The 20,610-nt window shown below is 60.7% G+C and carries 20 protein-coding genes and 1 pseudogene; 16 read left to right on the forward strand and 5 right to left on the reverse strand.

Going from position 1 to position 20,610, the window contains the following annotated elements:
- The first annotated feature begins 27 nt into the window (after positions 1-27).
- The 9 genes from XH89_RS36990 to XH89_RS37030 all read left to right on the forward strand — a co-directional run bounded on the left by XH89_RS36990 (position 28) and on the right by XH89_RS37030 (position 8,597).
- Positions 28-1,434: an MmgE/PrpD family protein gene (locus tag XH89_RS36990; protein ID WP_128929658.1), complete on the forward strand. Its 1,407-nt coding sequence runs from the start codon at positions 28-30 to the stop codon at positions 1,432-1,434.
- Between the two features lie 73 nt (positions 1,435-1,507).
- On the forward strand, positions 1,508-2,698 hold the full coding sequence (locus XH89_RS36995) for a CaiB/BaiF CoA-transferase family protein (RefSeq protein WP_128929657.1): 1,191 nt from the start codon (positions 1,508-1,510) through the stop codon (positions 2,696-2,698).
- Position 2,699: 1 nt separating this feature from the next.
- Positions 2,700-3,275, forward strand: a complete 576-nt coding sequence (locus XH89_RS37000) for a cysteine dioxygenase (RefSeq protein ID WP_164933837.1) — start codon at positions 2,700-2,702, stop codon at positions 3,273-3,275.
- Positions 3,272-4,048 carry an enoyl-CoA hydratase/isomerase family protein gene (locus XH89_RS37005; RefSeq protein ID WP_128929655.1) on the forward strand — a complete coding sequence of 259 codons (777 nt, stop codon included), beginning with the start codon at positions 3,272-3,274 and terminating at the stop codon, positions 4,046-4,048. Before XH89_RS37000 ends, XH89_RS37005 begins: the two co-directional genes overlap by 4 nt.
- 310 nt (positions 4,049-4,358) lie before the next feature.
- Positions 4,359-4,535: a hypothetical protein gene (locus XH89_RS41485; protein ID WP_232995585.1), complete on the forward strand. Its 177-nt coding sequence runs from the start codon at positions 4,359-4,361 to the stop codon at positions 4,533-4,535.
- Between the two features lie 202 nt (positions 4,536-4,737).
- On the forward strand, positions 4,738-5,118 hold the full coding sequence (locus XH89_RS37015; protein WP_128929654.1) for a helix-turn-helix domain-containing protein: 381 nt from the start codon (positions 4,738-4,740) through the stop codon (positions 5,116-5,118).
- On the forward strand, positions 5,118-6,350 hold the full coding sequence (locus tag XH89_RS37020) for a type II toxin-antitoxin system HipA family toxin (protein ID WP_128929653.1): 1,233 nt from the start codon (positions 5,118-5,120) through the stop codon (positions 6,348-6,350). The genes XH89_RS37015 and XH89_RS37020 overlap by 1 nt, the downstream gene beginning before the upstream one ends.
- A gap of 1,306 nt (positions 6,351-7,656) precedes the next feature.
- Complete coding sequence (locus XH89_RS37025; RefSeq protein WP_128929652.1) at positions 7,657-7,974, forward strand: hypothetical protein; 318 nt, start codon at positions 7,657-7,659, stop codon at positions 7,972-7,974.
- Between the two features lie 332 nt (positions 7,975-8,306).
- Entirely contained in the window at positions 8,307-8,597 is a 291-nt protein-coding gene (locus XH89_RS37030) for a WGR domain-containing protein (protein ID WP_232995584.1), read from the forward strand.
- Positions 8,598-8,810: 213 nt separating this feature from the next.
- Here the strand turns inward: XH89_RS37030 and XH89_RS37035 are convergent, their stop codons facing one another.
- Positions 8,811-9,791 (reverse strand): ABC transporter substrate-binding protein, encoded by a 981-nt coding sequence (locus XH89_RS37035; RefSeq protein ID WP_128929651.1) that lies wholly within the window; start codon positions 9,789-9,791, stop codon positions 8,811-8,813.
- A gap of 477 nt (positions 9,792-10,268) precedes the next feature.
- Here XH89_RS37035 and XH89_RS37040 point away from each other — a divergent pair, with 477 nt between their 5' ends.
- From XH89_RS37040 to XH89_RS37070, 7 genes are all read left to right on the forward strand, one after another.
- Positions 10,269-11,369 (forward strand): ABC transporter substrate-binding protein, encoded by a 1,101-nt coding sequence (locus tag XH89_RS37040; RefSeq protein ID WP_128929650.1) that lies wholly within the window; start codon positions 10,269-10,271, stop codon positions 11,367-11,369.
- Positions 11,347-12,363, forward strand: coding sequence for an ABC transporter permease (locus XH89_RS37045; protein WP_128929649.1), 1,017 nt, complete (start codon positions 11,347-11,349; stop codon positions 12,361-12,363). Before XH89_RS37040 ends, XH89_RS37045 begins: the two co-directional genes overlap by 23 nt.
- Positions 12,357-13,139: an ABC transporter ATP-binding protein gene (locus tag XH89_RS37050; protein ID WP_128929648.1), complete on the forward strand. Its 783-nt coding sequence runs from the start codon at positions 12,357-12,359 to the stop codon at positions 13,137-13,139. The genes XH89_RS37045 and XH89_RS37050 overlap by 7 nt, the downstream gene beginning before the upstream one ends.
- Positions 13,133-14,305 (forward strand): acyl-CoA dehydrogenase family protein, encoded by a 1,173-nt coding sequence (locus XH89_RS37055; protein WP_128929647.1) that lies wholly within the window; start codon positions 13,133-13,135, stop codon positions 14,303-14,305. The genes XH89_RS37050 and XH89_RS37055 overlap by 7 nt, the downstream gene beginning before the upstream one ends.
- Before the next feature lie 28 nt (positions 14,306-14,333).
- Positions 14,334-15,428, forward strand: a complete 1,095-nt coding sequence (locus XH89_RS37060; RefSeq protein WP_128929646.1) for an LLM class flavin-dependent oxidoreductase — start codon at positions 14,334-14,336, stop codon at positions 15,426-15,428.
- Entirely contained in the window at positions 15,425-16,363 is a 939-nt protein-coding gene (locus tag XH89_RS37065) for an ABC transporter substrate-binding protein (protein ID WP_128929645.1), read from the forward strand. Before XH89_RS37060 ends, XH89_RS37065 begins: the two co-directional genes overlap by 4 nt.
- Positions 16,364-17,181: 818 nt before the next feature.
- Positions 17,182-17,487, forward strand: coding sequence for a hypothetical protein (locus tag XH89_RS37070; RefSeq protein ID WP_164933838.1), 306 nt, complete (start codon positions 17,182-17,184; stop codon positions 17,485-17,487).
- 423 nt (positions 17,488-17,910) lie between these two features.
- Here the strand turns inward: XH89_RS37070 and XH89_RS37075 are convergent.
- The 4 genes and pseudogenes from XH89_RS37075 to XH89_RS37090 form a co-directional block, all read right to left on the reverse strand.
- Positions 17,911-18,305, reverse strand: a pseudogene (locus XH89_RS37075) (type II toxin-antitoxin system VapC family toxin).
- Positions 18,305-18,550, reverse strand: a complete 246-nt coding sequence (locus tag XH89_RS37080) for a type II toxin-antitoxin system VapB family antitoxin (RefSeq protein ID WP_128929644.1) — start codon at positions 18,548-18,550, stop codon at positions 18,305-18,307. The pseudogene XH89_RS37075 and the gene XH89_RS37080 overlap by 1 nt, the downstream one beginning before the upstream one ends.
- Before the next feature lie 229 nt (positions 18,551-18,779).
- Positions 18,780-19,724 (reverse strand): VOC family protein, encoded by a 945-nt coding sequence (locus tag XH89_RS37085; protein WP_128955087.1) that lies wholly within the window; start codon positions 19,722-19,724, stop codon positions 18,780-18,782.
- A 27-nt stretch (positions 19,725-19,751) separates the two neighbouring features.
- Entirely contained in the window at positions 19,752-20,531 is a 780-nt protein-coding gene (locus tag XH89_RS37090) for an SDR family oxidoreductase (RefSeq protein ID WP_128929642.1), read from the reverse strand.
- Positions 20,532-20,610 lie beyond the last annotated feature (79 nt).

The following is a 20,610-nucleotide window of genomic DNA, read 5'->3' on the forward strand; positions in this document are numbered from 1 at the left end:
CTGGACACCGAGAGAGGAGAATATTCAATGACGGTCATCGAGCATCTTGCAAAGTGGGGGTCCGAAGCGCCCTTCGAACATTCAAGGGCAGCGCGAGACGTCGCTCGGCACGCTGTTGAAGACGTAATTGCCTGCATCATAGCGGGATCCAACGATCTCGGCGCCTCTAACGTCCGCAAGATGGTGTACGCCTCCGATAGTGCCGGTCCTGGCACGGTCGTCGGAGAGGAGAAGGCCGTGTTGCCGCAGCTGGCGGCGCTCGCAAATGGAACGGCCGGCCATGCATTGGACTATGACGATACGTTCCTTCCGGGCGTCAATCACGCCAGTTCGGTTCTCGTCTCGGCCCTCATGGCGCTTGGCGAGCAAGCGGGATCCTCGGGCGCCGAATTAATCGATGCCTATTTGGTCGGTCTAGAGCTCCAATTCGCGGTCGGCAGCGGTGTGATGCGTAGCCACTACGATTTTGGTTGGCACTCCACTTCGACGATCGGGTGCATCGGAGCCGCCGGCGCCTGCGCGCGGCTTCTCAAGCTGGATGCCAGGCGCTTCGCGCATGCGCTCAGCCTCGGGACGAGTATGGCGTCTGGGTGCAAGGTCCAGTTTGGCAGCATGGCAAAGCCTCTGCACGCCGGGCTTGCCGCTCAGCACGCCATCGAGGCGGCCCAATTGGCCGCGGCCGGCGTCGAGGGACGGCTGAATGCGCTTGAAGGAGGGATGGGCTTTCTCGAATTGTTCGGCGGCAAAGGACCGGCTGGCTGGGGAAAAAACATCGAGAAACTGGGCGCGCCGATGACGGCGGAGTCTCGCGGTCTCATGTTCAAACGCTATCCGTGTTGCGCCTCGACGCACCGGGTTCTAGACGCGTTCTTCGAGCTAAGGGCGCAAGAGAAGTTCGAGGCCGACGAGGTCGAAAGCATCAACACGCTAATTGGATACGGTAACTCGCGAAATCTGATGTACACAAATCCAGTCTCCGAAATGGAGGCTAGATTCTCTATGCAATATTGCATGGCCGTGGCTCTTGTCGACGGTGCTCCGAAGCTCAGTCACTTCACGCCGCAATCCGTCAAGCAGGAAAAATACCGTCGACTTTTCGGACTGACAACCGTCAGTTGCTACGATCCTGCGGAGGAGCAGAAGAACGTCGACCTAATGCGTCCTCATGTCATTACCGTCAAGTTGAAGAATGGCCGGTCGCTGGAACGGTCGCGGGATCTTCCGGTCGGTACCCTCAAATACCCGTTTAGCCTCGACGACCGCAAAGCAAAATTCGACGATTGCTGCAAATCTAGATTGGACAAGGTATCCTCCGATAGGCTCTTCGAGGCCATCAACAATATCGAGAGCGAAGGGCATCTGTCCCGGTTCACCGGTTTGCTGCGATTCGGAGCAAAGGCAAACCACGCTTTCCGCACTTCGAGCTTCGCGTGAGTGCGGCCGGAAGACCACGCATCCGGCCTCACGTGATCCATTCAGCGCAGAACGACTGCGACCGGAAAAAAATATGTCGTCGAAGCCACTTCCCCTGGATCAGGTTAGCGTAGTCGAATTCTGCTCGACGGCAGCGGGGCCTTTCGCGTCCATGCTGCTCTCGGATATGGGAGCGAGCGTCATCAAGGTCGAACCGCCAAATGGAGATGGCTTACGCCAATGGCCGCCGTTGACAGAAGGATTTAGCGAGAACTTTGCCTCACTCAATCGCAACAAGAAATCGATCGTCCTGGATCTCAAGAATGATGAGGACAATGACATTGCGCGGCGGCTTGTGCTCGATGCCGACGTGCTGATCGAGAACAATCGTCCCGGCGTGATGGAGCGCTTGGGGCTCGGTTATCCGCAATTCGCCGCGGAGAGGCCGGATCTTATCTACTGCTCGATATCCGCATATGGTCAAACCGGACCTCGAGCCGACGAAGGTGGGTTTGATCTCACCATTCAGGCCGCTGCTGGCGTGATGAGCGTAACGGGCGAAAGCGATGGAGCGCCGGTCAAATGCGGAGTTCCGATCTCGGATTTTGCGTCGGGTCTATACGCCGCTTTTGCCGTGACCTCCGCTCTGGTGCGGGTTCGGGCGGGGGGCAACGGCGCTCACATAGACGTTCCGATGTTTGGCTGCACGTTGGGTATAGCCGCGTTACAGACAAGTGAATTTTTCGGGACTGGTCTGCTCCCCCGCAGATTGGGATCCGCCCACCCGCGTAATGCGCCCTACCAGGCTTATCGAGCGGCGGACGGCTTCTTCGCGATTGCGGCTGGCAACGACGGACTGTGGCGCGAGGTCTGTCGTGTCGTCGGACGCGACTATCTCGTCACCGATGGGCGTTTCCTTACCACCGCTGACAGGGCTTCGAACCAGCACTCCCTCAAGGAGCTGCTGGAGGCCGTATTCGAAACCCAGCCGGTCGATTACTGGATCGGAGCCTTCGCGAAGGCTCGTGTGCCTCATGCAAGGATTAATAGCTACGACGCGGCCCTTGGAGATCCTCAGACGCGCCACATGGGATGGATCAAAGAACTCCAGTTGCCGGGTGGACGAACGACGCAGACTTTCGCATCGCCCCTGAAGTTCGGCGGCGAAAGCTTTGAAATCCGGAGCCGACCGCCCCTGCTGGGTGAACATACAAAGGAGTTCCGTGACGCCTACAGCCGCAGGCAGCCGGACCTCAACCGAGTTTCAACAAGGTCGGAGGACTGAGGTGAGCCAAAAGCTGCTTGCATTTGTGGCCGAGGTGACACGCTGTGTCGAAAACGTTCAGGACGAAGTCATAGTCGTTTCGCGCGTCAGGAAGGCGATGAGCGAGCTTGTGTCAACGGATGACTGGTTGCCTGAGACGATGGCGCTGTCCGATCCCAAATTCTATCAGCAACATCTGCTATATGGAGACCCTCTTGATCGCTTTTCGGTCGTGAGCTTCGTTTGGGGACCGGGCCAGCAGACGCCGGTCCATGACCATTCCGTGTGGGGTGTCATCGGCATGTTGCGAGGATCCGAGATCAACCAGAGGTACGGCCGGACGGCCTATGGGATGGACCCGATCGGTGGTTCCGAGCGACTGGAGCCAGGCGACGTGGAAATCGTGTCGGAAGCGGTTGGCGACATTCATCAAGTGCGAAATGCGTTCGATGACCGCGTGTCCATTAGTATCCACTGCTACGGTGGGAATATCGGGAGAATCCGACGTCATGTCTTCAAAGATCTCGGTGAGACCCAAGAGTTTGTCTCGGGTTATTCCAATGCTCTCACTCCCAACCTCTGGGCGCCAGCGCAGTGAGTGGGACGGAAGACCTTTTCGTCGGTCGCGCCGACGGTGTCGTGCGATTGCGCCTGAACCGACCGGAAGTAGGCAACGCCTTGAACCCAGGTTTGATCGCGGCCCTCACGCGCGAGGTAGAGGAGGCACGAAGATCGTGCGCCAGGCTTATGATCGTCGAGTCGAGTGGGCGCAACTTCTGCACTGGCTTTGATCTGTCGCGACTCCAGGAGGAAACAGACGATACGCTATTGGCAAGATTCGTCCGTATCGAATATTGTCTCCAGGCGATCAAGAATGCACCTTTCCCGACGTTGGCAATAGCCCGAGGGCGAGCGATCGGAGCCGGGGCCGACCTGTTCTGCGCCTGTGCCATCCGTTGGATCCTACCGGGGTCGTCGTTCGTCTTTCCGGGAGCGAATTTCGGCCTTGTCTTGGGTACCTCAAGGCTCGCCGAGATCGTCGGCGCCGCGACGGCCGCGGAATGGATCATGGGAGGGGCGACGGTCGATGCGCAATCCGCGCTGGAATCCGGCTTGGCTATGAAACAAATTGGCTACGAAGACATCGAAAGGGCAGTGTCTAGCGAGACCGCTCGCGCCTGTCGGCTAGATAGTTCGACGCATCAATCGATTTGGATGGCTGCAGCGAGTGCTCGCAGCGTTCGCGGAGAAACGGGTGACGGCTTCGACATGCTGAGGCTCATCGCGTCCGCTTCGCAGGTCGGCCTAAAGGAAAGAATAGCATCATACCGAACGGCAAGCCAATCGATCTGGCCCGTCACGTCACCTTGATATAGGATCGTGATCTAACCTCGCCGAACAATCAGCGTGAACGATGTTACCTCGGGCCGGCCACAATTTGACCTTCGAAACGTTTCGTCCGGTCGGTCACCATCGCTTCTTTTGAGATGGTAGCTGCGACGTCTGACAATCTGACGAGATATTGCTTGCCGGCCTACTCCGCTTGTTTGGTCTCATCACACACAAGATCGTCGACGGACCCAGGCGTCTTTGAGTAGCTTACATTTAGCAAATATTCGTCGCGGCGGAGCCTACTTTTGCGCTCGAGGACGGCGCCGCCATCAATCCTTTCCACCGCGACATGCCGCGCCTGTCGGTGGATATCGACCACACCTATCTGCCGGTGGTTCCGCGCCCCAAATCTCTGGCCCCGATCGATGCGGCGATGGAGCGCATGGCGGCGGCCATCAGGAAAGGATTGCCGGCAGCACGGGTGACGGAAGTCGTCAGCGCCGGTGAAAGATTGTCATCAAGCTGACCGTCCAGAGAGGCGCCGCGCAGGTCAGGATCGAGGTCACGCCGGTGATCAGGGCCGAGCTAGAGCTGCGCGATGTCTCGTCGAGCGTCGAAGAAATGTCCGGCTTCCGGACCCAAATGGAGCTGCTCAGGCTGTTGTCAAGTAAACCAATTCGTCATATATGGCATATAAACAAGTGTTAGTCGCCACATATGGTGATATTATGAGTTCGCCCAAATCCAATGCCGCGCTTGAACGTCTTGGTCACGACCTTCGATCGGCTCGCCTGCGCCGTCGTGTGGCTGTGGCCGACTTGGCTGCGCGCGCGGGTACGTCGCCTAGCACCATCGCACGCCTGGAAAAAGGCGATCCGGGAGTCGCCGTAGGCACGCTCGCGGACGTGCTCGTCTCTCTCGGGCTTATCGAGAATCTCGCCGATCTCGTCGATATACGGAAAGACGATCTGGGTTTGGCGTTGACGTCGGAGCGGTTGCCGCAGCGCGGTCGATCGTACGCTGCAAGGCTGCGCAAGCAGGAGAGGCAGGGCGACAAGGACGGGAAAAACGAACCGGACGATGTTGATCCGAACGGCGTGGCCTTCTGATGACTGAATACTACGCCCAAGTAGCCCTTGGCGAAGGCTTAACGCGAGTCGGTGAACTACGCTTCACGCAGACCGGGCCTCGTCAATTTTCGATCTTCACCTATGACCCGGCCTGGGCGAAGGATCCGCGTGCTTTCGCATTGCAGCCGAACATGCCCTTTGAGGGCGGGCCGTTTCATGCGTCGGCGCAGTCTGGCAATTCGCGCGAGGCGCTTGCTGGCGTCTTCTCCGATGCTGCGCCCGACAGCTGGGGGCGCAGACTGCTTGAACGTGCCTATGGCAATGGCCTCTCTGAATTCGAATATCTCACACTGTCCGACGATACATGCCGGCAAGGTGCTCTGCGTTTCATCGATGAACATGGGAAGATCATTACCGGTAAGGCCAACGAAGCGGTACCGCGTCTTCTTGATCTAGAGGCGATCACGGCGATTGCCCGCGCCTACGAACAAGGCAAGGAGATTTCCCCTGCGGACATGCAAGCTCTTGCCGGAGCCGGCGGCTCGGGCGGGGCTCGGCCCAAAGCCAACGTTCGTGACGGCGACGTTCTCTGGCTTGCCAAGTTCACTTCCGTCCACGATCAGCACCCGATCGAACAGGTCGAGGTCGCGACGCTGAACCTTGCCAGGATGTGCGGCATCCGCATTCCAGAGGTCAGACTGGAACTCGCTGACACGAAATTTCCGGTCGCGCTGGTCCAGCGTTTCGATCGACGCGGCCGCGCCCGCATTCCCTACATCTCCGCCCGAACGGCGCTCGGGAAGACAGGCTTAGAGCTCGGTTCGTACACGGAGATTGTCGATTTCATGCGGACGTCAGCTCCGGATCCGCAAGTCGATTTTGAGGAGCTCTATCGGCGGATGGTCTTCACTATCCTTGTTTCGAACAAGGATGATCATCTGAAGAACCATGGCTTCCTGTACGTCGGTTCGGGACGGTGGCGTCTGTCGCCGATGTTCGATGTGAACCCGGCGCCCGATCGCAACCCGCATCTCGAGACGGCGATCATGGAAGGTGGCACGCACGACCGATCAATCAAGCTCGCCCTCGAGGCCTGCGAGTTTTTCGAAATCACCGACGCCAACGCGCGAAAGATCATCCGAGATACAGCTCAACGCGTGTCCGATGGATGGCGGGAAACTTTCCGACGGGCAGGGGTCGGCCGTGCCCAATCGCGCGACTACGAAGCCGCCTTCGTCCATGATCAGAGCGACACAGCGCTTGGTCTATAATTCATCATATATGAAATGTTATCTGCTTCAATATATCATATTTGACTACTACGTAGTGATGCGCCAGAGACTTGCGAAGGCGCGGCCGGGTTCCCTCTGCCCTATCCACTTAGGTACGATCGACGATTTGCCTCGTATCGGACGGGAGGCATTCCAAGATTTGTGCCTCGCCATCGTGGCGGAAGATTTGAAGTCCCCGATACAGAACTTTTTGGCCTCCCACGATGGCGGTCGGACGAGCATTTCCCGGCGCTTGGGAAGGAGGCGAGGCCGCCCCGCGCCGGAAAGTGCACGATCCAGATCAAGCATTTCGGAAATGCCGCCGCCCGTCTATCTCTGTCGCACCTCACCAAGAAGCCGGGTGTCAAACGCCATCCGGAACTGAGGGGGCAGTTTTCCATGGCGCGCGACAGCCGGGCAATGCCAAGGAGCTCGCTGCCCAGGGGGCGCGCAGGCGATTACATCTTCATTACGAACGCCGGGGTTTCGGGAGCTGCCGAGGCAAGCATCTGCAGGCTTTCGAAAAGGCCGGTGTGCAGCGTTGTCGCGTGTTTGGAGGCGACTGGGTCGCGGCCCAGCTTCGGAGCCGCCCGTCCCCGAGGATGCTAATTCCGCGAATCTACAACCTCACGCATCTCCGACAATTCATCGACGGCGGAGCCTATCTTCAGGCATGACATCTACTCGGCGCGATGGGCGACAAATCTGCGCTGCTTCGCGACCACGGACGCGCATAGACGGAGCGTGGAAGCGCTGCTGGATCACCGGTTCGTCTTGCTTCGCGGGATCCGGCTTCCGGCAAATCGATGATCGCGGCGATATCGTCTCTTGGCGCGCTGGATGACCTTGCTATAGCCGAGCACGAGGAAGGCGACAGGTGGACCTTTCGTCATCCGACGATCGCGGATGCCTATTCGTCGCGGGAGGCCCCGACCTCGTCGAGATATACCTGCCCGGAGCCAAATCCGAGCGACTGCTGGCGTACGTGTTTTGCGGACGTCGCAGCGATGTCGATGCGTCAGAACGCCATAGAGCGCAGAAGGTACTATTGGACGTGCCGATCAATAGCGTCCTTCATTACTTCCTAGCCGAGCGCTGTGATGAAGATTTCTGCGCACTTTCGTCGAGGCGCGCCCAGAGATTTGGTAGTTCCCCTGCATATTCCGATGGCTGACGGCAATAACATCCGCTTGCTTGCCCGATTCAAACAAATCGTCCTTTGTCCGAAGAGGACATTGAAACCTGATGAGGGAGATACGGGAATACGCTGGAATGCTTCGACGAGTCGATTTTCCAGGATGGACGTGTGCGATCACTGTTGCCTTCTGACGAATTCGAACGGCTCTGCGCCGACGTGAAATGGGAATGGCTTGCCGACCTTGGTGCGTCGGTCGGTCGCACGCGAAGAAGTTACAGCTCGAGCGATCAGGCAGGAATGTATCGTGACTTTCGCGATTCTCTCGAGGCCGCCGCAAAGTATTTTTGGGACGATGACGCGTTGCAAGCGGCGTTGTCAACGGCTTTGCGCCGGATGGACGAGATGATCTACGAGGATGAGGACCAGCGGCCTCCCCGCGGCGAAGCGAAACTTTCAAATCTTCGCCGAAGATCTCCGGAGCGTTGATCGAGATATTCAGTGATGTAGATGAAGAGTAGGGGCGCCATGATCTTGATCCAGCGCTTGCCCGGGGCAGTTCAGAAAATCGTGCCTGTCGTACCCGCGGCGCTGTTTCGCGGTGCGTTCGCCGTTTTCGTTGAAGTCCGACAGGCCCGGAGCTTGCGGGCTTCGCCTCGGTCACCTATCGCGAGCTCAGCAGCGATTGCCACAAATGCCGTTATGAAATTTCTGAATCGTCGGCCCTGGTCGATTCACTTATTTAATTGGACGGTTGATTCGGGAATTGCGATTCTGGCGCATGTCCGAACTCACCGTGCAATAAGCCCGCAAAGTTCTACGTGCTGACGATCGAGCCGACGCTGTTTGGCGATACAGCATTGGTGCGCGAATGGGGCCGCCTCGGTGGGCACGGCCAACGGCGGCTCGATCTGTTCGATGGGCACGTGCAGAGGCGCTTGAGTCCTGGTTCAAGCGCAAGACCCGTCGTGGTTACGTACAGCGGCACTTTCGCTTGGAGCCGGCTGCGACGTGCGGCAAGCGGTCTGATCTGGAGAAAATCTCCAATTAAAGTATGTCAAAGTAATCCGAAGGTATTTCGAATCTATTCCGAGAATTGCAGTATTCCATAGTACAACAATAGCGTACCTTCGCCGTGATCGAGGCTCATCAGGAAGGCTTTCCGCTCTCTACGTCAAGCTACCTTATCCTGGTTTGAAGTCGGAACATCGAGATGAAGTTGGAGCCCTTCTCAAGGTCCCGATAGCTCGAACACTGCGTCTTTGCGCCCGCGTTCAAGCGAATCGGTGGTGATGTTCGTCCGGACGGCCGCCACCTGAGCCAACCTAATTCGATCCCGCCGCAGCAGCCGTGAAGCTGCGGTCGACGGCTTTGCTGACGTCGAGCGTCTTCGGCAGGATGCCGTAGCGGGTCGAGCGGTCGGAGGCTTCCTGCACCTCTTTCACCACGCCCTCGTCGATCACAATCGGGCTGGTGCGCTGCGCGGTGTAGGCCGAGATCAGCACGTCCTCCGGCAGCTTGGTCAGCTCGGCCGTGCTCCTGGCGTATTCCGCAATATGGTCCAGCGACCACAGCCGTGCCTTGTTCAGCCGTTGCACGAGGTCCTGAACCGCGGCGCGCTTGGTGGCGATGGCATTGTCGGAGGCGACGATGAAGGTGATGGTCGGCGTCAGGCCGTCGCCGTCGGCGATGACGCGCGCCTTGTCCTTCAACGTCGCGAATGAGACATAGGGCTCCCACACCGCCCAGGCGTCGACTGACCCCGCCACCAGTGCCACCTTGGCATCGACAGGGCCGAGAGGCGCGAAGGTCGCCTCGTCCAGCTTGATCTGCGCCTTCTCCAGGGTTGCATCGATCAGGAACTGGCCCCAGCCGCCGCGCGTACCAGCGAGGCGCTTGCCCTTGAGGTCGGCGGCCGACTTGATCGGTGAATCCTGACGAACCAGGATCGCCTGCGTCTTGGCATCCGACCGCGTGCCGCCGATCGCCTTGATCGGCGCGCCCGCTGCATAGACGGAGAGGAAAGACAGATCGCCCGTGTAGCCGACGTCGAGCGCGCCGGCGTTGAGCGCTTCCAGAATGGGAGCTGCCGCCGGGAATTCCGACCATTCGATCTTGTAAGGCAGGTCCTTCGCATAACCCGAGATCTCGAGTAGCGAGCGTTTACCGCCTTTCTGGTCGCCGACGCGCAGCACGACTGTATCGGCCGCGAACGACGCGGCTGCCGTCGACAAGGTGACGACCGCGGCGAACAGAGAGGCCGCCAGGCGGTGCGTGATCGAATGGTCCGAAGAGTTGATGCTCATGTGATCTGTCTTGTTGCTTGCCTGTTACGACACGTGGGCGCGTGATGCGGCGAGACGATCAAGTCTATGACCGCGTGATACGCAGTCAATGAAATGGCCAACCGTATTGCGCGCGCGATGAGCAAGGACATTTCAATGAATGTGTGCTTTTCAGAAAAGCGGCGTGCGCATGCCTCAGACTGGGTGACAGTGATCCTCTCGCAGAGTCGTGAAGCTGCCTGGGAGCCGATGCGTCAGCGAAAATCGTTTCATCGTTGTTGCGTGTGCCGATGGAGAGAATGACTTCGCATCGCGCCAGATTCGAAATTCCATTTCATTGACGATGCGGTACCCGCGCCGCATGATTTGCACATCGCATCAACGTGGACGCAGGAAGCGACCCGCGAAAAATATTCTCTCTACGCAGCTCCCTCAGGAACATCCGCAACGCGAACAGTTGTGCCGATGGCGGAGCGTGCCAACTCAGGAGTGGGGCTGATGGGAAACGACATTAAGCGCAACGGATCGAGCCTCGACCGGCGTCATTTGCTTCAGGCGGGACTGGCGGCGGCCTTTGCGGCCCCGTTCGGCGCCCTGGGCGCACAGGCGTTTGTGCCGCAGGCGCCCGCGCCTGGCATAGACTTCTCGGAATTCCCGCTATGCCGCACGGCCGCGGACGGTCCTGTGCTCACGGGAGCCCCGCGCAAGCTAAAGCTCTCGTGGAATGCCGGCGCGGTGTGCCTTGCGCCGCTGCCTGTTGCGATCGAGCACGGCTTCTTCCAGAAGCAGAATCTCGATGTCGAGCTCGTCAACTATTCCGGTTCGACCGACCAGTTGCTCGAGGCCATCGCGACCGGAAAGAGCGATGCCGGTCTCGGCATGGCGCTGCGCTGGCTGAAACCGCTCGAGCAGGGCTTTGACGTCAAGATCGCCGCCGGCACCCATGGCGGCTGCATGCGCGTGCTGAGCCGCGCCGATTCCGGCGTGAACAAGCTTGCCGATCTCAAGGGCAAGATCGGTGCGGTCGGCGATCTCGCTGGTCCCGACAAGAACTTCTTCTCGATCCAGTTGGCAAAACTCGGCATTGATCCTAACAAGGACGTCGACTGGCGCGCCTATCCCGGCAATCTGCTCGATGTTGCGGTCCAGAAGGGCGAGGTGCAGGCTTTCCTGTCGTCCGACCCGCTTGCCTATCTCTGGCTCAAGGACACCCAGTACAGGGAGGTCGCCTCCAACCTCGATGGCGACTATCGCGACAAGAGCTGCTGCATCGTCGGCCTGCGCGGCTCGCTGGTTCGCGAAGAACCCCAGGTCGCGCGTGCGATCACTCAGGCGCTGCTCGACGCCGCCATGTTCACCTCGCAGAATCCGGCCGTCGCGGCAAAGTCATTCCAGCCCTACGCACCGAAGGCCGCAACGCTCGCCGATATCGAGGGCATGGTGCGCTACCACACCCACCATCATCATCCGACCGGTGAGGTGCTCAAGCGCGAACTGAAGGCTTACGCCGACGATCTCAAGAGCGTGCAGGTCTTCAAGCAGAGCACCGATACGACCAAATTCGCGGAGCGCATCTATGTCGACGTATTCTCTGTCTGACGGGCTCGCCTCCGGCGCGCCGCGGACCACGACGGCGTTTGCCAGCTGGGTGCGCGAGTCCGGCGCCGGGGTTTTCGCCAGCATCGCGTGGATTGCCTTCGGCCTCTCCTGCCTGTGGTGGGAGGATGTCGGCGACTGGTCGCGCACCCATTCGCTCGGCATCGCGGCGCTCGTCATTGCCGCGGTCGTGTTGTTCGGGACCGTCGGCGCCGACTATCTGGGCACGGCGGGCAGGGCGCTGCGCCAGCGCGCGCCCTGGCTCATCGCGCTCGGCGCGTTCCTGACGCTGTGGGAGGTCGCGACCGCCAAGTTTGCCTGGCTGCCGCTGCCGTTCTTCCCGCCGCCGCAGGCGATCATCGAGGTCTATACCGACGATCTGCCGAAGCTGCTCGACAGCCTGTTCGCCTCGGTCAAGCTGCAGCTCGGCGGCTACATCATTGGCGCTGCGGTCGGCTTCCTGACGGGGGTGTCGATCGGCTGGTCGCGCGCGGTCGGCTATTGGGTGCACCCGGTGCTGCGCTTCATCGGGCCGCTGCCGGCAACCGCCTGGCTGCCGATCGCGTTCTTCACCTTCCCCTCGAGCTGGAGCGCGTCGACCTTTCTGATCGCGCTCGCGACCGGTTTTCCCGTCACGGTGCTGACATGGTCGGGCGTCGCGAGTGTCAGCAGTGCTTATTACGATGTCGCGCGGACGCTCGGGGAAAAACCGTCCTTCCTGGTGCTGAAGGTCGCGATCCCTGCCGCGCTGCCGCACGTCTTCGTTGGGCTGTTCATGGGGCTCGGCGCCTCCTTTGCCGTGCTCGTCGTCGCCGAGATGATCGGCGTAAAGGCCGGTCTCGGCTGGTACCTGCAATGGGCGCAGGGCTGGGCTGCCTATGCCAACATGTATGCGGCGCTGATCGTGATGTCGCTGCTCTGCTCCGGCGCGATCACGCTGCTGTTTGCGATCCGCGACCGTCTGCTGGTCTGGCAGAAGGGGACCGTGAAATGGTAGAGGCAATCGTGCATCCGGCCGCCGGTGCCGCGCTCGACATCGAGCAGGTCGGCCATGCCTTCGACATCGACGGCGCCGCGCTGCCGGTGCTGAGCGATGTCAGCATCGCCGTCGAGCCCGGCGAGTTCGTCGCGCTGCTGGGGCCTTCCGGCTGCGGCAAGTCGACCTTGCTGCGGCTGGTGGCAGGGCTCGACAAGCCCAAGGCGGGAAGTCTGCGCGAGGACGAAGTCCGCATCGTCAGGCCGCATCCGTCACGCGTCGTCGTGTTCCAGGATCCGACCCTGTTTCCCTGGCGGTCGGTCTGGGACAACGTCGCCCTGGGCCTCGAAGCCCAGGGCATTCTGAAGAGCCAGCGGCAGCGTGTCGATGATGCGCTCGATCTCGTCGGACTGTCGTCGTTCCGCAATGCCTATCCGCACCAGCTCTCCGGCGGCATGGCGCAGCGCGTGGCGCTGGCGCGGGCGCTGGTGAACGATCCCAAGATCCTGATTTTGGATGAGCCGCTCGGCAAGCTCGACTCGCTGACCCGCATCACCATGCAGGCCGAGCTGGTCTCGTTGTGGCAGCGCAAGGGCTTTACCACGCTCCTCGTCACGCATGATGCCGAGGAGGCGCTGGTGCTCGCCAACCGCGTCATCGTCTTCAGCGAGCGTCCGGCGCGCGTGAAGGCCGACATCCGCGTCGACCGTCCCTATCCGCGCCATCGCGGCGATCCATATCTTGCGGACCTGCGCCGCCAGATTCTTGGCCTGCTGGGATTGGATGCAACATGGTGACTTCTATCGCTCAGGGACGGGTGGCGCATGGCGAACCCGACTATATCGCGCGCGCCGAGGCGCTTGCGCCGGGCTTTGCCGTGCGCGCAGCCGAGCACGACCGCGCCGCCAGCTTTCCCTTCCAGAACTTTCGCGAGCTCTCCGAAGCCGGCCTGCTGTCACTGACGGTGTCGGCGGCTCTCGGCGGGGCCGGCGCGGGCGCACGATATGCCGCGCGTGTGCTCGGCATCATCGGCAAGGCCGATCCGTCGACCGCGCTGGTGCTGTCGATGCACTACATCAATCATTTGGTGATGGCGCGCAGCCCGACCTGGCCGGCGCGGCTGTCGCGCAAGCTTGCGCGCGAAAGCGTCGAGGGCCTCGCGCTCATCAATGCGCTCCGGGTCGAGCCCGAACTCGGCTCGCCCGCGCGGGGCGGCCTGCCGGCGACAGTGGCCCGCCGCACCGAGACCGGCTGGCGGCTCTCTGGCCACAAGATCTACTCGACCGGCGCGCCGATCCTGAAATGGTATCTGGTATGGGCGCGGACCGACGAAGCCGAGCCGCGGGTGGGCCAGTTCCTGGTGCCGGCAGGCCTGCCGGGAACGCGGATCGTCGAGACCTGGGACCATCACGGCCTGCGCGCCAGCGGCAGCCATGACGTCATTTTCGACGACGTCGTGATCCCGCTCGACGCCGAGGTCGATGTCCGCAAGCCCGCCGACTGGCGCGCCCCCGACGTCGCGCAGGCGACCGTCCACACCGTCTTCGTCGCCGCGATCTATGATGGTATTGCCCGTGCGGCGCGCGACTGGTTCGTCCAGTTCCTGAAGCAGCGCGTGCCCGCCAGCCTCGGCGCGCCGCTTGCCACGCTGCCGCGCGCGCAGGAAATCCTCGGTGCGATCGAGGCCAGGCTCGCGGTTAATGCTCGGCTGCTCGACACCTTCGCCCGCGACTTCGACGACGGCGTCGATCTCTCCAACGGCGAATCCAACGTCATCAAGCTGACGGTCACCAACAATGCGGTCGCCGCGGTCGAGGACGCGCTGTCGCTGACCGGCAATCACGGCCTATCCCGCAGCAATCCGCTGGAGCGGCATTATCGCGATGTCCTGTGCGGGCGCGTGCACACGCCGCAGGACGATGCCACGCGCACCGGCCTCGGCCGCGCCGCATTGGGCCTCTAGCCTTTCCGAAAACAACAGGGAGATTATCATGTCGGTCGAGTTCATCGGCTTTATCGCCAACAGCAATGCTTCCGAGACCATCGTGCGCCAGGGACCGATCCTCGATCCCGCTTATATCGAGACGGTGGCAAAAGCACATGAGCTTGCCGGTTTCGACCGCGCGCTGCTCGCGTTTCATTCCACCACGCCGGATGCGCTGCAAGTTGCCCAGCATGTGCTGACCATCACCAAACAGCTCAAGGTGATGATTGCGCAGCGGCCGGGCTTCACCGCGCCGACGTTGCTGGCGCGCCAGCTCGCCACGCTCGACCAGCTCTATGGCGGCCGCGTCTCGCTGCACGTCATCACCGGCGGCAATGCCGCCGAGCTGCGTCAGGACGGCAACACCTTCGACGACAAGGACGAACGCTACGCCCGCACCAGCGAATTCCTCGACGTGGTCAGGCTGGAATGGACCAGCGAAAAGCCGTTCAACTACAGCGGCAAATATTACACCGTCGAGAACGGTTTCTCCCAGGTGAAGCCGCTGCAGAAGGGCGGCATCTACACCTTCGTCGGCGGCGGCTCGGATGCCGCGATCGAGGTCTCGGGCAAGTATGCCGACACGTTTGCGCTCTGGGGCGAGTCCTATGCGCAGGTGCGCGACGTCACGGCGCGGGTGCGCGCAGCGGCTGCGAAACACGGGCGGCCGAGTCCGCGCTTCAGCCTGTCGGTGCGGCCGATCCTCGCTGAGACCGAGGAGAAGGCCTGGCAGAAGGCGGAGCACATCCTCGAACGCGCAACTGCGCTCCAGGACCAGACCGGCTATCGCCGGCCAAACCACGCCACCGACGGCGCCAAGCGGCTCCTGGCGCTGGCTGACCAGGGCGCGCGCATTGACAAGCGGCTGTGGACCGAGATCGCAAAGCTCACCGGCGCCAACAGCAACACCACCGCGCTGGTCGGCACGCCCGAGCAGGTCGCCGAGGTCTTCGCCGATTATTATGATCTTGGCGTCAGCCATTTCCTGATCCGCGGCTTCGATCCGCTGCCCGATGCCATCGACTACGGCCGCGAGCTGATCCCGCTGACGCGCAAGCTGATCGCGACACGCGACCAGCAACGGGGCATCGCGGCGGAATGATCCGGCTCATCGCTGCTTTGGCGCTCGCCCTTGCGGGCGCCGGTCTCGCCAGCGCGCAGACGACGCTGCGCGTCGGTGACCAGAAGGGCAATGCGCGGGCGGTGATGGAAGCCGCGGGCCTGCTCAACGACGTTCCCTACAAGATCGAATGGAAGGAGTTTCCGGCCGCGGCGCCGCTGCTGGAAGCGCTCAGCGCCGGCGCGATCGAGACCGGGCTGGTCGGAGACGCGCCCTTCACTTTCGCCGCCGCCTCCGGCGCGCCCGTCAAGGCGATCGCCGCGATCCGGCAGACGCGCGAGGGGCTCGCGATCCTCGTGCCCGAGAGCTCGGCGATCAAGACCTTCGCCGACCTGCGCGGTAAAAAGATCGCGACCGGCCGTGGCTCGATCGGGCATCAGCTGATCCTGGCCGCGCTCGAAAAGAACGGCTGGAGTGCCGGTGACGTGCAGATCGCATTCCTGGCGCCGTCCGATGCCAAAATCGCCTACACGCAAGGTTCGGTCGATGCTTGGTCGACCTGGGAGCCGTACGTCAGCCAGGAAGAGGTGCTGTTCAAATCGCGCCGCATCATCACCTCGGAAGGCCTGACGCCGGGCCTCAGCTTCCAGGTGGCGCGATCCGATGCCATCAGGGACAAGCGCACCGAGCTCAACGACTTCATCCGTCGCCTCACCGCGGCGCGCGCGTGGTCGCTGAACAATATCGACAGCTATGCCGCGACCTGGGGCAAGTGGATGAACATCCCGACATCAGTACCGCAGAACTGGCTCTCGCGCGCAAAAATCCGGATCGCGCCGATCGACGACGGCGTGGTTGCGGACGAGCAGGGCACGATTGATCTGTATTTCCGCTGGGGCCTCATCAAGCAGAAGCTGGTTGCGGCGGAGATCGTCGATCGTTCGTTTGCTGATGCGATCGGAAAGGCGGGGTTCTGATGCTTCTTTGCGAGAATATGCGTGGTGCTCCGTAGCAGCCGCCGCCGACACGAAGCAACTATCGCGGATAGCGCGCTCGCGCATTAGGTCAAGCAATTTGTCTCGGAAATGTGGCTCGCACGCTGGCGCTGTGCGACATCGGTGACGGAAAGATCCCAGTTGCCGAGATCGTTCTCATGTCAACCAAGGTCGATGTTGGCCCTCTGGTGGTGAATGGCATGCCTTCGGTGGGCTTCCAGTGAGGTCATGCTTATAGCTGTCCGCGAATTGTCGAAGGCGGCGTCGCAAGAGATAGGACATCGACGATGTCTCTGCCGCAGGTGGACGAGCAAACAACGCTGAACCAATGGGCCCCTTGAAGCAGGCAGAGCCGCTTGATCGCTCGTTGTAGCCGCGCCGCTCTGGTGGCTCCGCCGCGACGAGGGATATTGAAGCCCTGGGCCGCAAGCGTGATGCGCCGCGCTTCGGAAAGCGAGAGTTCCGACTTTAGCAGCGCTCTCCCAAGACTCTGCCGTTGATAGCTCGCAAGTCGGCCAGCATCAGCTTTGGCTCTCCCATCGCTGCGAAATGGCCGCCTGTTGGCATGTCGGTAGGTGTGCTCCGCAAATGAGCGCGGAGTCGGCAGGAACACGGGATCGGGGAAGGCCGCCACGCCATCGGCGCTCCAACACGGGTGCCCGCGGGAAACCGAGCTGATCCTTCAAGGCGCTTACCGTGATAAATCCGTGTCGCGGTTACAACCGCCGGCGTCGCGACATAGGAGGCGTCGTTCGACCGTGCGACAATCGAAACTATCCAGCGAATAGGCGGCGTGCCGCTTGGACATGGCAGCGTTGCACCCGGTTGCCCTAAATGCCGGTCAATTTGACCTCGGTCCTCAGATGCTCGGCGGCAGCGCCGAGCATGGTCGTTCCGATCGTTCACTAGCTGCGCCGGTGATGCGCTTGAATTCCTCACTTTGCTCTCCTCGGTCGACGTCATCGTGCAATGCGGACTTGTCGGATGCAGCCTCCTTCATCCTCTCCGCCGCATTTAAGAAAGAAGCGTTCGCCATAAAAATCGAGCCCCATGAGTTCGTGAAGGTGGCTGTCTTTATGCGCGAATCTTGTTGCGCATCTCGATGATTTCATCATGAACTTTGTGAAACGTTTAAGGAAGGTTATGGCGATCGAATCCGCTGCCGTTTCCGCCCTGATGCAGACGCACATAGGCTACGACAAACGCCGTCGTGAGCATGTCGAGCTCCATGATGGCATCCATGGTTGCGTCGAATGTGTATTCCGACAGGCGTTTTGCGCATATTTATGAGCCACCGCGGAGGTGAACGAGTTGGAAACTCGGGAGAGCTGCAACAGTTCTGTCTCGACGGAGTCTAGGGTGGCGCGTCCGCTCTGGAAGTCAATGCACCACTCTTCGGGAAGAAGATGAGACTGCCCGCGTTCTTCGGAAAGCCACCTGCCCTTTCCAGTCACTGGCCGGTCGTTGACCGGGATTTGTAGCTCTCGTCCTGGCCTACACTTGCCGTGAGCACTCCTGCGCGGACGGCATCATGCAGCTTCAATATTAGTCTGCGGAAAATCGGTGCCTTTGAACATCAAAGGCTCTCCTAAATGGCAGGCGCATGCATAAGCAAAACAGTCCCGAAATTCAGCCGTGCTGGGTGTCGGCCCTTGCCTTAACGGTCAAAGGCGTCGAGCGCGATCCGGGCCGTTTCGGGCGGCACTTGCACCATCTTGATTTCCATTAGCGCCAGATAGCTCTCGACTGCTTCGCTAGCGTCCGAGATTGGAAGACCAAGTATTCGGGCTACGGCGATCACCGCCTCCCACACTGCCAGCGGCGAGTGTCAACGCGCGGCCGCTTGTTGAAGGCGCGTCAACAGCTCCCGCGCTTCGTCTTCATCGATCGACATCGCGGTCAACGCCGAGGCATCGATAAACATCAGTCAACTTCGTAAAGGCCGTCGCGAAACACCTTGTCTGCCGGCCTACTTTTTTGCGGATTGCCCCTGGCCCGGAGATCGCGACAGAACTGTACGCCCAAGTCGACCAAGGTAGGCTTACCCTGCTCACGCTCCAGCTCATGGGTGAGCGCCGTATGCACGGCCTCGGTGAGGCCGATCTTCTTGAGCGCCGCGATCCTGCGGGCCAGCGCGTCAGTATCAGGATTCTTAATATGGAAAGCCATCCGGATCCTCTAGCCGTTGCCGTGTATCATTATATAGCACGTCGGATACACCCTTTGAAGGCTAGGGCTCCAAGTTGATCACCGAGCTCCCGACGCAGGCAGTCGGCGCGCTGATGGTTAACCTCGCGTCGCTCTAGCTTTTCAGTCCTGAATTCCACCCGGGTGCGCCTCTTCTAGAGGTACTATTCGGAATAGCCGGTGGCCCTCTGCCGCAGCCAGTTTGGCCGGACTATTCTGCCGCGCCGAACGGAGCTGCCTCGGTCATCCACGATTGGGGAGGAGGGGGGCCCCATCCACCGGCCAATACCTTCGCCATCTCCCATTTGAGCGGTTCGTCCTCGATGTCGATCGTCTGGTAGTGAGTGTTGAACAGTTCGATGCGGTGTCCGTCCGGGTCGCGGAGATAAACGAAGCGGGCATATCCGGGAGCGAAATGGCGCGCCGGGCCGTACTCCACCGACCTACCGAAGCCCATCTCGGCGAGCAGATCGCAGATGAACATGAGATGGTAGGTCTCCGGGATGGTGAAGGCGGCGTGATGAAGGAGAGGTCCTGGGCCCGGACCTGGGGCGAACACTATGTCGTGCGGATTGCCCTTTCTCTGCAGGAAAACGAAGCTCGGTTCTTCCGATCCGTCCTGCGTAATGTACTCCGACAGTCTGAATCCGAGACGAGTGTAGAATTCGAGCGCCCGGTCCACGTGTGGTGTCAAAATCTGAAAATGGTCGAGCCGCTGCGGACAGGCGCCGCTAAAACGGCTGGATTGCAAGATCAGACGAGGCCTCGTTTCCATGGAGGCGCAAATATCGAGAGGAACACCCGCGGCGTCGGAAACACGCAGCGTACGAGCCTGATGAGGTACCTCGACCCAGGTCGGACGATGACCTAGATCCCGGAAGAAAGCTTCTGCAGCATCCAAATCCTCTTCGGTCAGAACGCGAAAGCCAATGTGTTGCGCGCTCGGCTTGCCGCCCTGTTCCAGAACGAGGGAATGATGGCAACCTTCTTCGAGTCCTCGGAGGTAGAGGCGGTTTTCGTCTTCGCTGCTGACTACGAATCCGAGCGCGTCGACGTAGAAGCGCTTGCTCTCTTTCAGGTCTTTCACCGCGAGCACGACATGGCTTGCTCGGGTCATGTTGAACGGTGGACGAAATACGGGTCGCGGTATCGCCATCAAGTCCTCCCTTGTATTGGTTTTCGTTCAAATCAGGCCGGGGTAGGAGCCGCCGTCCAGTTGAAGATTCTGGCCGGTGATGAAGCCCGCCTGTACGCTGCAGAGGTAGGCACAGGCATCCCCGAATTCTTCTGGCTTTCCGAATCGCTTCGCCGGAAGCGAGTCGGCGATCCTGGTGCGTGCCTCTTCAAGCGATATTCCCAGCTCCGACATCATCCTTTCCGCCATGAAGCGCTGACGATCGGTATCGATGCGCTCGGGCAGCATGTTGTTGATGGTGACGTTGTAGGCGGCGTATTGCCGGGCAAGCGACTTGCAGGCCGCCGTGAGCCCGGCGCGCGCGCCTGACGAGAGTTCCATCTTGGGATGCGGCGCCTTCACCATGGCAGACGTGATATTGATGATCCGCCCGAACTTCCGGTCCCGCATTCCAGGAAGAAAGGTTTTTACGAAGTGAAGGGGCGCGAGCATGTTCTGCTCGATCGCCTCCAACCACTCCGTGCGGCCGAACTCGAGGAAATTTCCGGGCGCCGGCCCGTGATTGTTGTTGATGAGGATGTCGGGTTCGGGACAGGCCTCGATAACCGTTTGGCGACCCGATTCTTCCGCGATGTCCGCCTGGACGAACGCCACTGGCTTACCCGCGAGGGCCTCGATGGACTTTGCGGCCAGGCGAAGGCGCTCCTCATCCCGGCCGTTCAGTGTGATTTCGCAGCCCTCGCGGGCGAGCGAAGTCGCGCATGCAAAACCCAACCCCTTAGAGGACGCGCATACGAGGGCCCGTTTAGCCGCCAAACCGAGGTCCATTTCGGCTCCAAACAATATATTATTTGACTTGCCCGACTTAAATAAAGATTATCATACGTCAAGGCAAGAAATTTCTATT

Source organism: Bradyrhizobium sp. CCBAU 53340, from assembly GCF_015291645.1.
Taxonomy (GTDB): domain Bacteria; phylum Pseudomonadota; class Alphaproteobacteria; order Rhizobiales; family Xanthobacteraceae; genus Bradyrhizobium.

What these genes read in the sequence shown, in the direction of transcription:
- XH89_RS37080 (WP_128929644.1), bottom strand. Translation starts at nt 18,550, where the DNA reads ATGGCTTTCCATATTAAGAATCCTGATACTGACGCGCTGGCCCGCAGG.
- XH89_RS37065 (WP_128929645.1), top strand. Translation starts at nt 15,425, where the DNA reads ATGATCCGGCTCATCGCTGCTTTGGCGCTCGCCCTTGCGGGCGCCGGT.
- XH89_RS37085 (WP_128955087.1), bottom strand. Translation starts at nt 19,724, where the DNA reads ATGGCGATACCGCGACCCGTATTTCGTCCACCGTTCAACATGACCCGA.
- XH89_RS36990 (WP_128929658.1), top strand. Translation starts at nt 28, where the DNA reads ATGACGGTCATCGAGCATCTTGCAAAGTGGGGGTCCGAAGCGCCCTTC.
- XH89_RS37090 (WP_128929642.1), bottom strand. Translation starts at nt 20,531, where the DNA reads ATGGACCTCGGTTTGGCGGCTAAACGGGCCCTCGTATGCGCGTCCTCT.
- XH89_RS37060 (WP_128929646.1), top strand. Translation starts at nt 14,334, where the DNA reads ATGTCGGTCGAGTTCATCGGCTTTATCGCCAACAGCAATGCTTCCGAG.
- XH89_RS37035 (WP_128929651.1), bottom strand. Translation starts at nt 9,791, where the DNA reads ATGAGCATCAACTCTTCGGACCATTCGATCACGCACCGCCTGGCGGCC.
- XH89_RS37015 (WP_128929654.1), top strand. Translation starts at nt 4,738, where the DNA reads ATGAGTTCGCCCAAATCCAATGCCGCGCTTGAACGTCTTGGTCACGAC.
- XH89_RS37045 (WP_128929649.1), top strand. Translation starts at nt 11,347, where the DNA reads ATGTCGACGTATTCTCTGTCTGACGGGCTCGCCTCCGGCGCGCCGCGG.
- XH89_RS37050 (WP_128929648.1), top strand. Translation starts at nt 12,357, where the DNA reads ATGGTAGAGGCAATCGTGCATCCGGCCGCCGGTGCCGCGCTCGACATC.
- XH89_RS37020 (WP_128929653.1), top strand. Translation starts at nt 5,118, where the DNA reads ATGACTGAATACTACGCCCAAGTAGCCCTTGGCGAAGGCTTAACGCGA.
- XH89_RS41485 (WP_232995585.1), top strand. Translation starts at nt 4,359, where the DNA reads ATGCCGCGCCTGTCGGTGGATATCGACCACACCTATCTGCCGGTGGTT.
- XH89_RS36995 (WP_128929657.1), top strand. Translation starts at nt 1,508, where the DNA reads ATGTCGTCGAAGCCACTTCCCCTGGATCAGGTTAGCGTAGTCGAATTC.
- XH89_RS37055 (WP_128929647.1), top strand. Translation starts at nt 13,133, where the DNA reads ATGGTGACTTCTATCGCTCAGGGACGGGTGGCGCATGGCGAACCCGAC.
- XH89_RS37040 (WP_128929650.1), top strand. Translation starts at nt 10,269, where the DNA reads ATGGGAAACGACATTAAGCGCAACGGATCGAGCCTCGACCGGCGTCAT.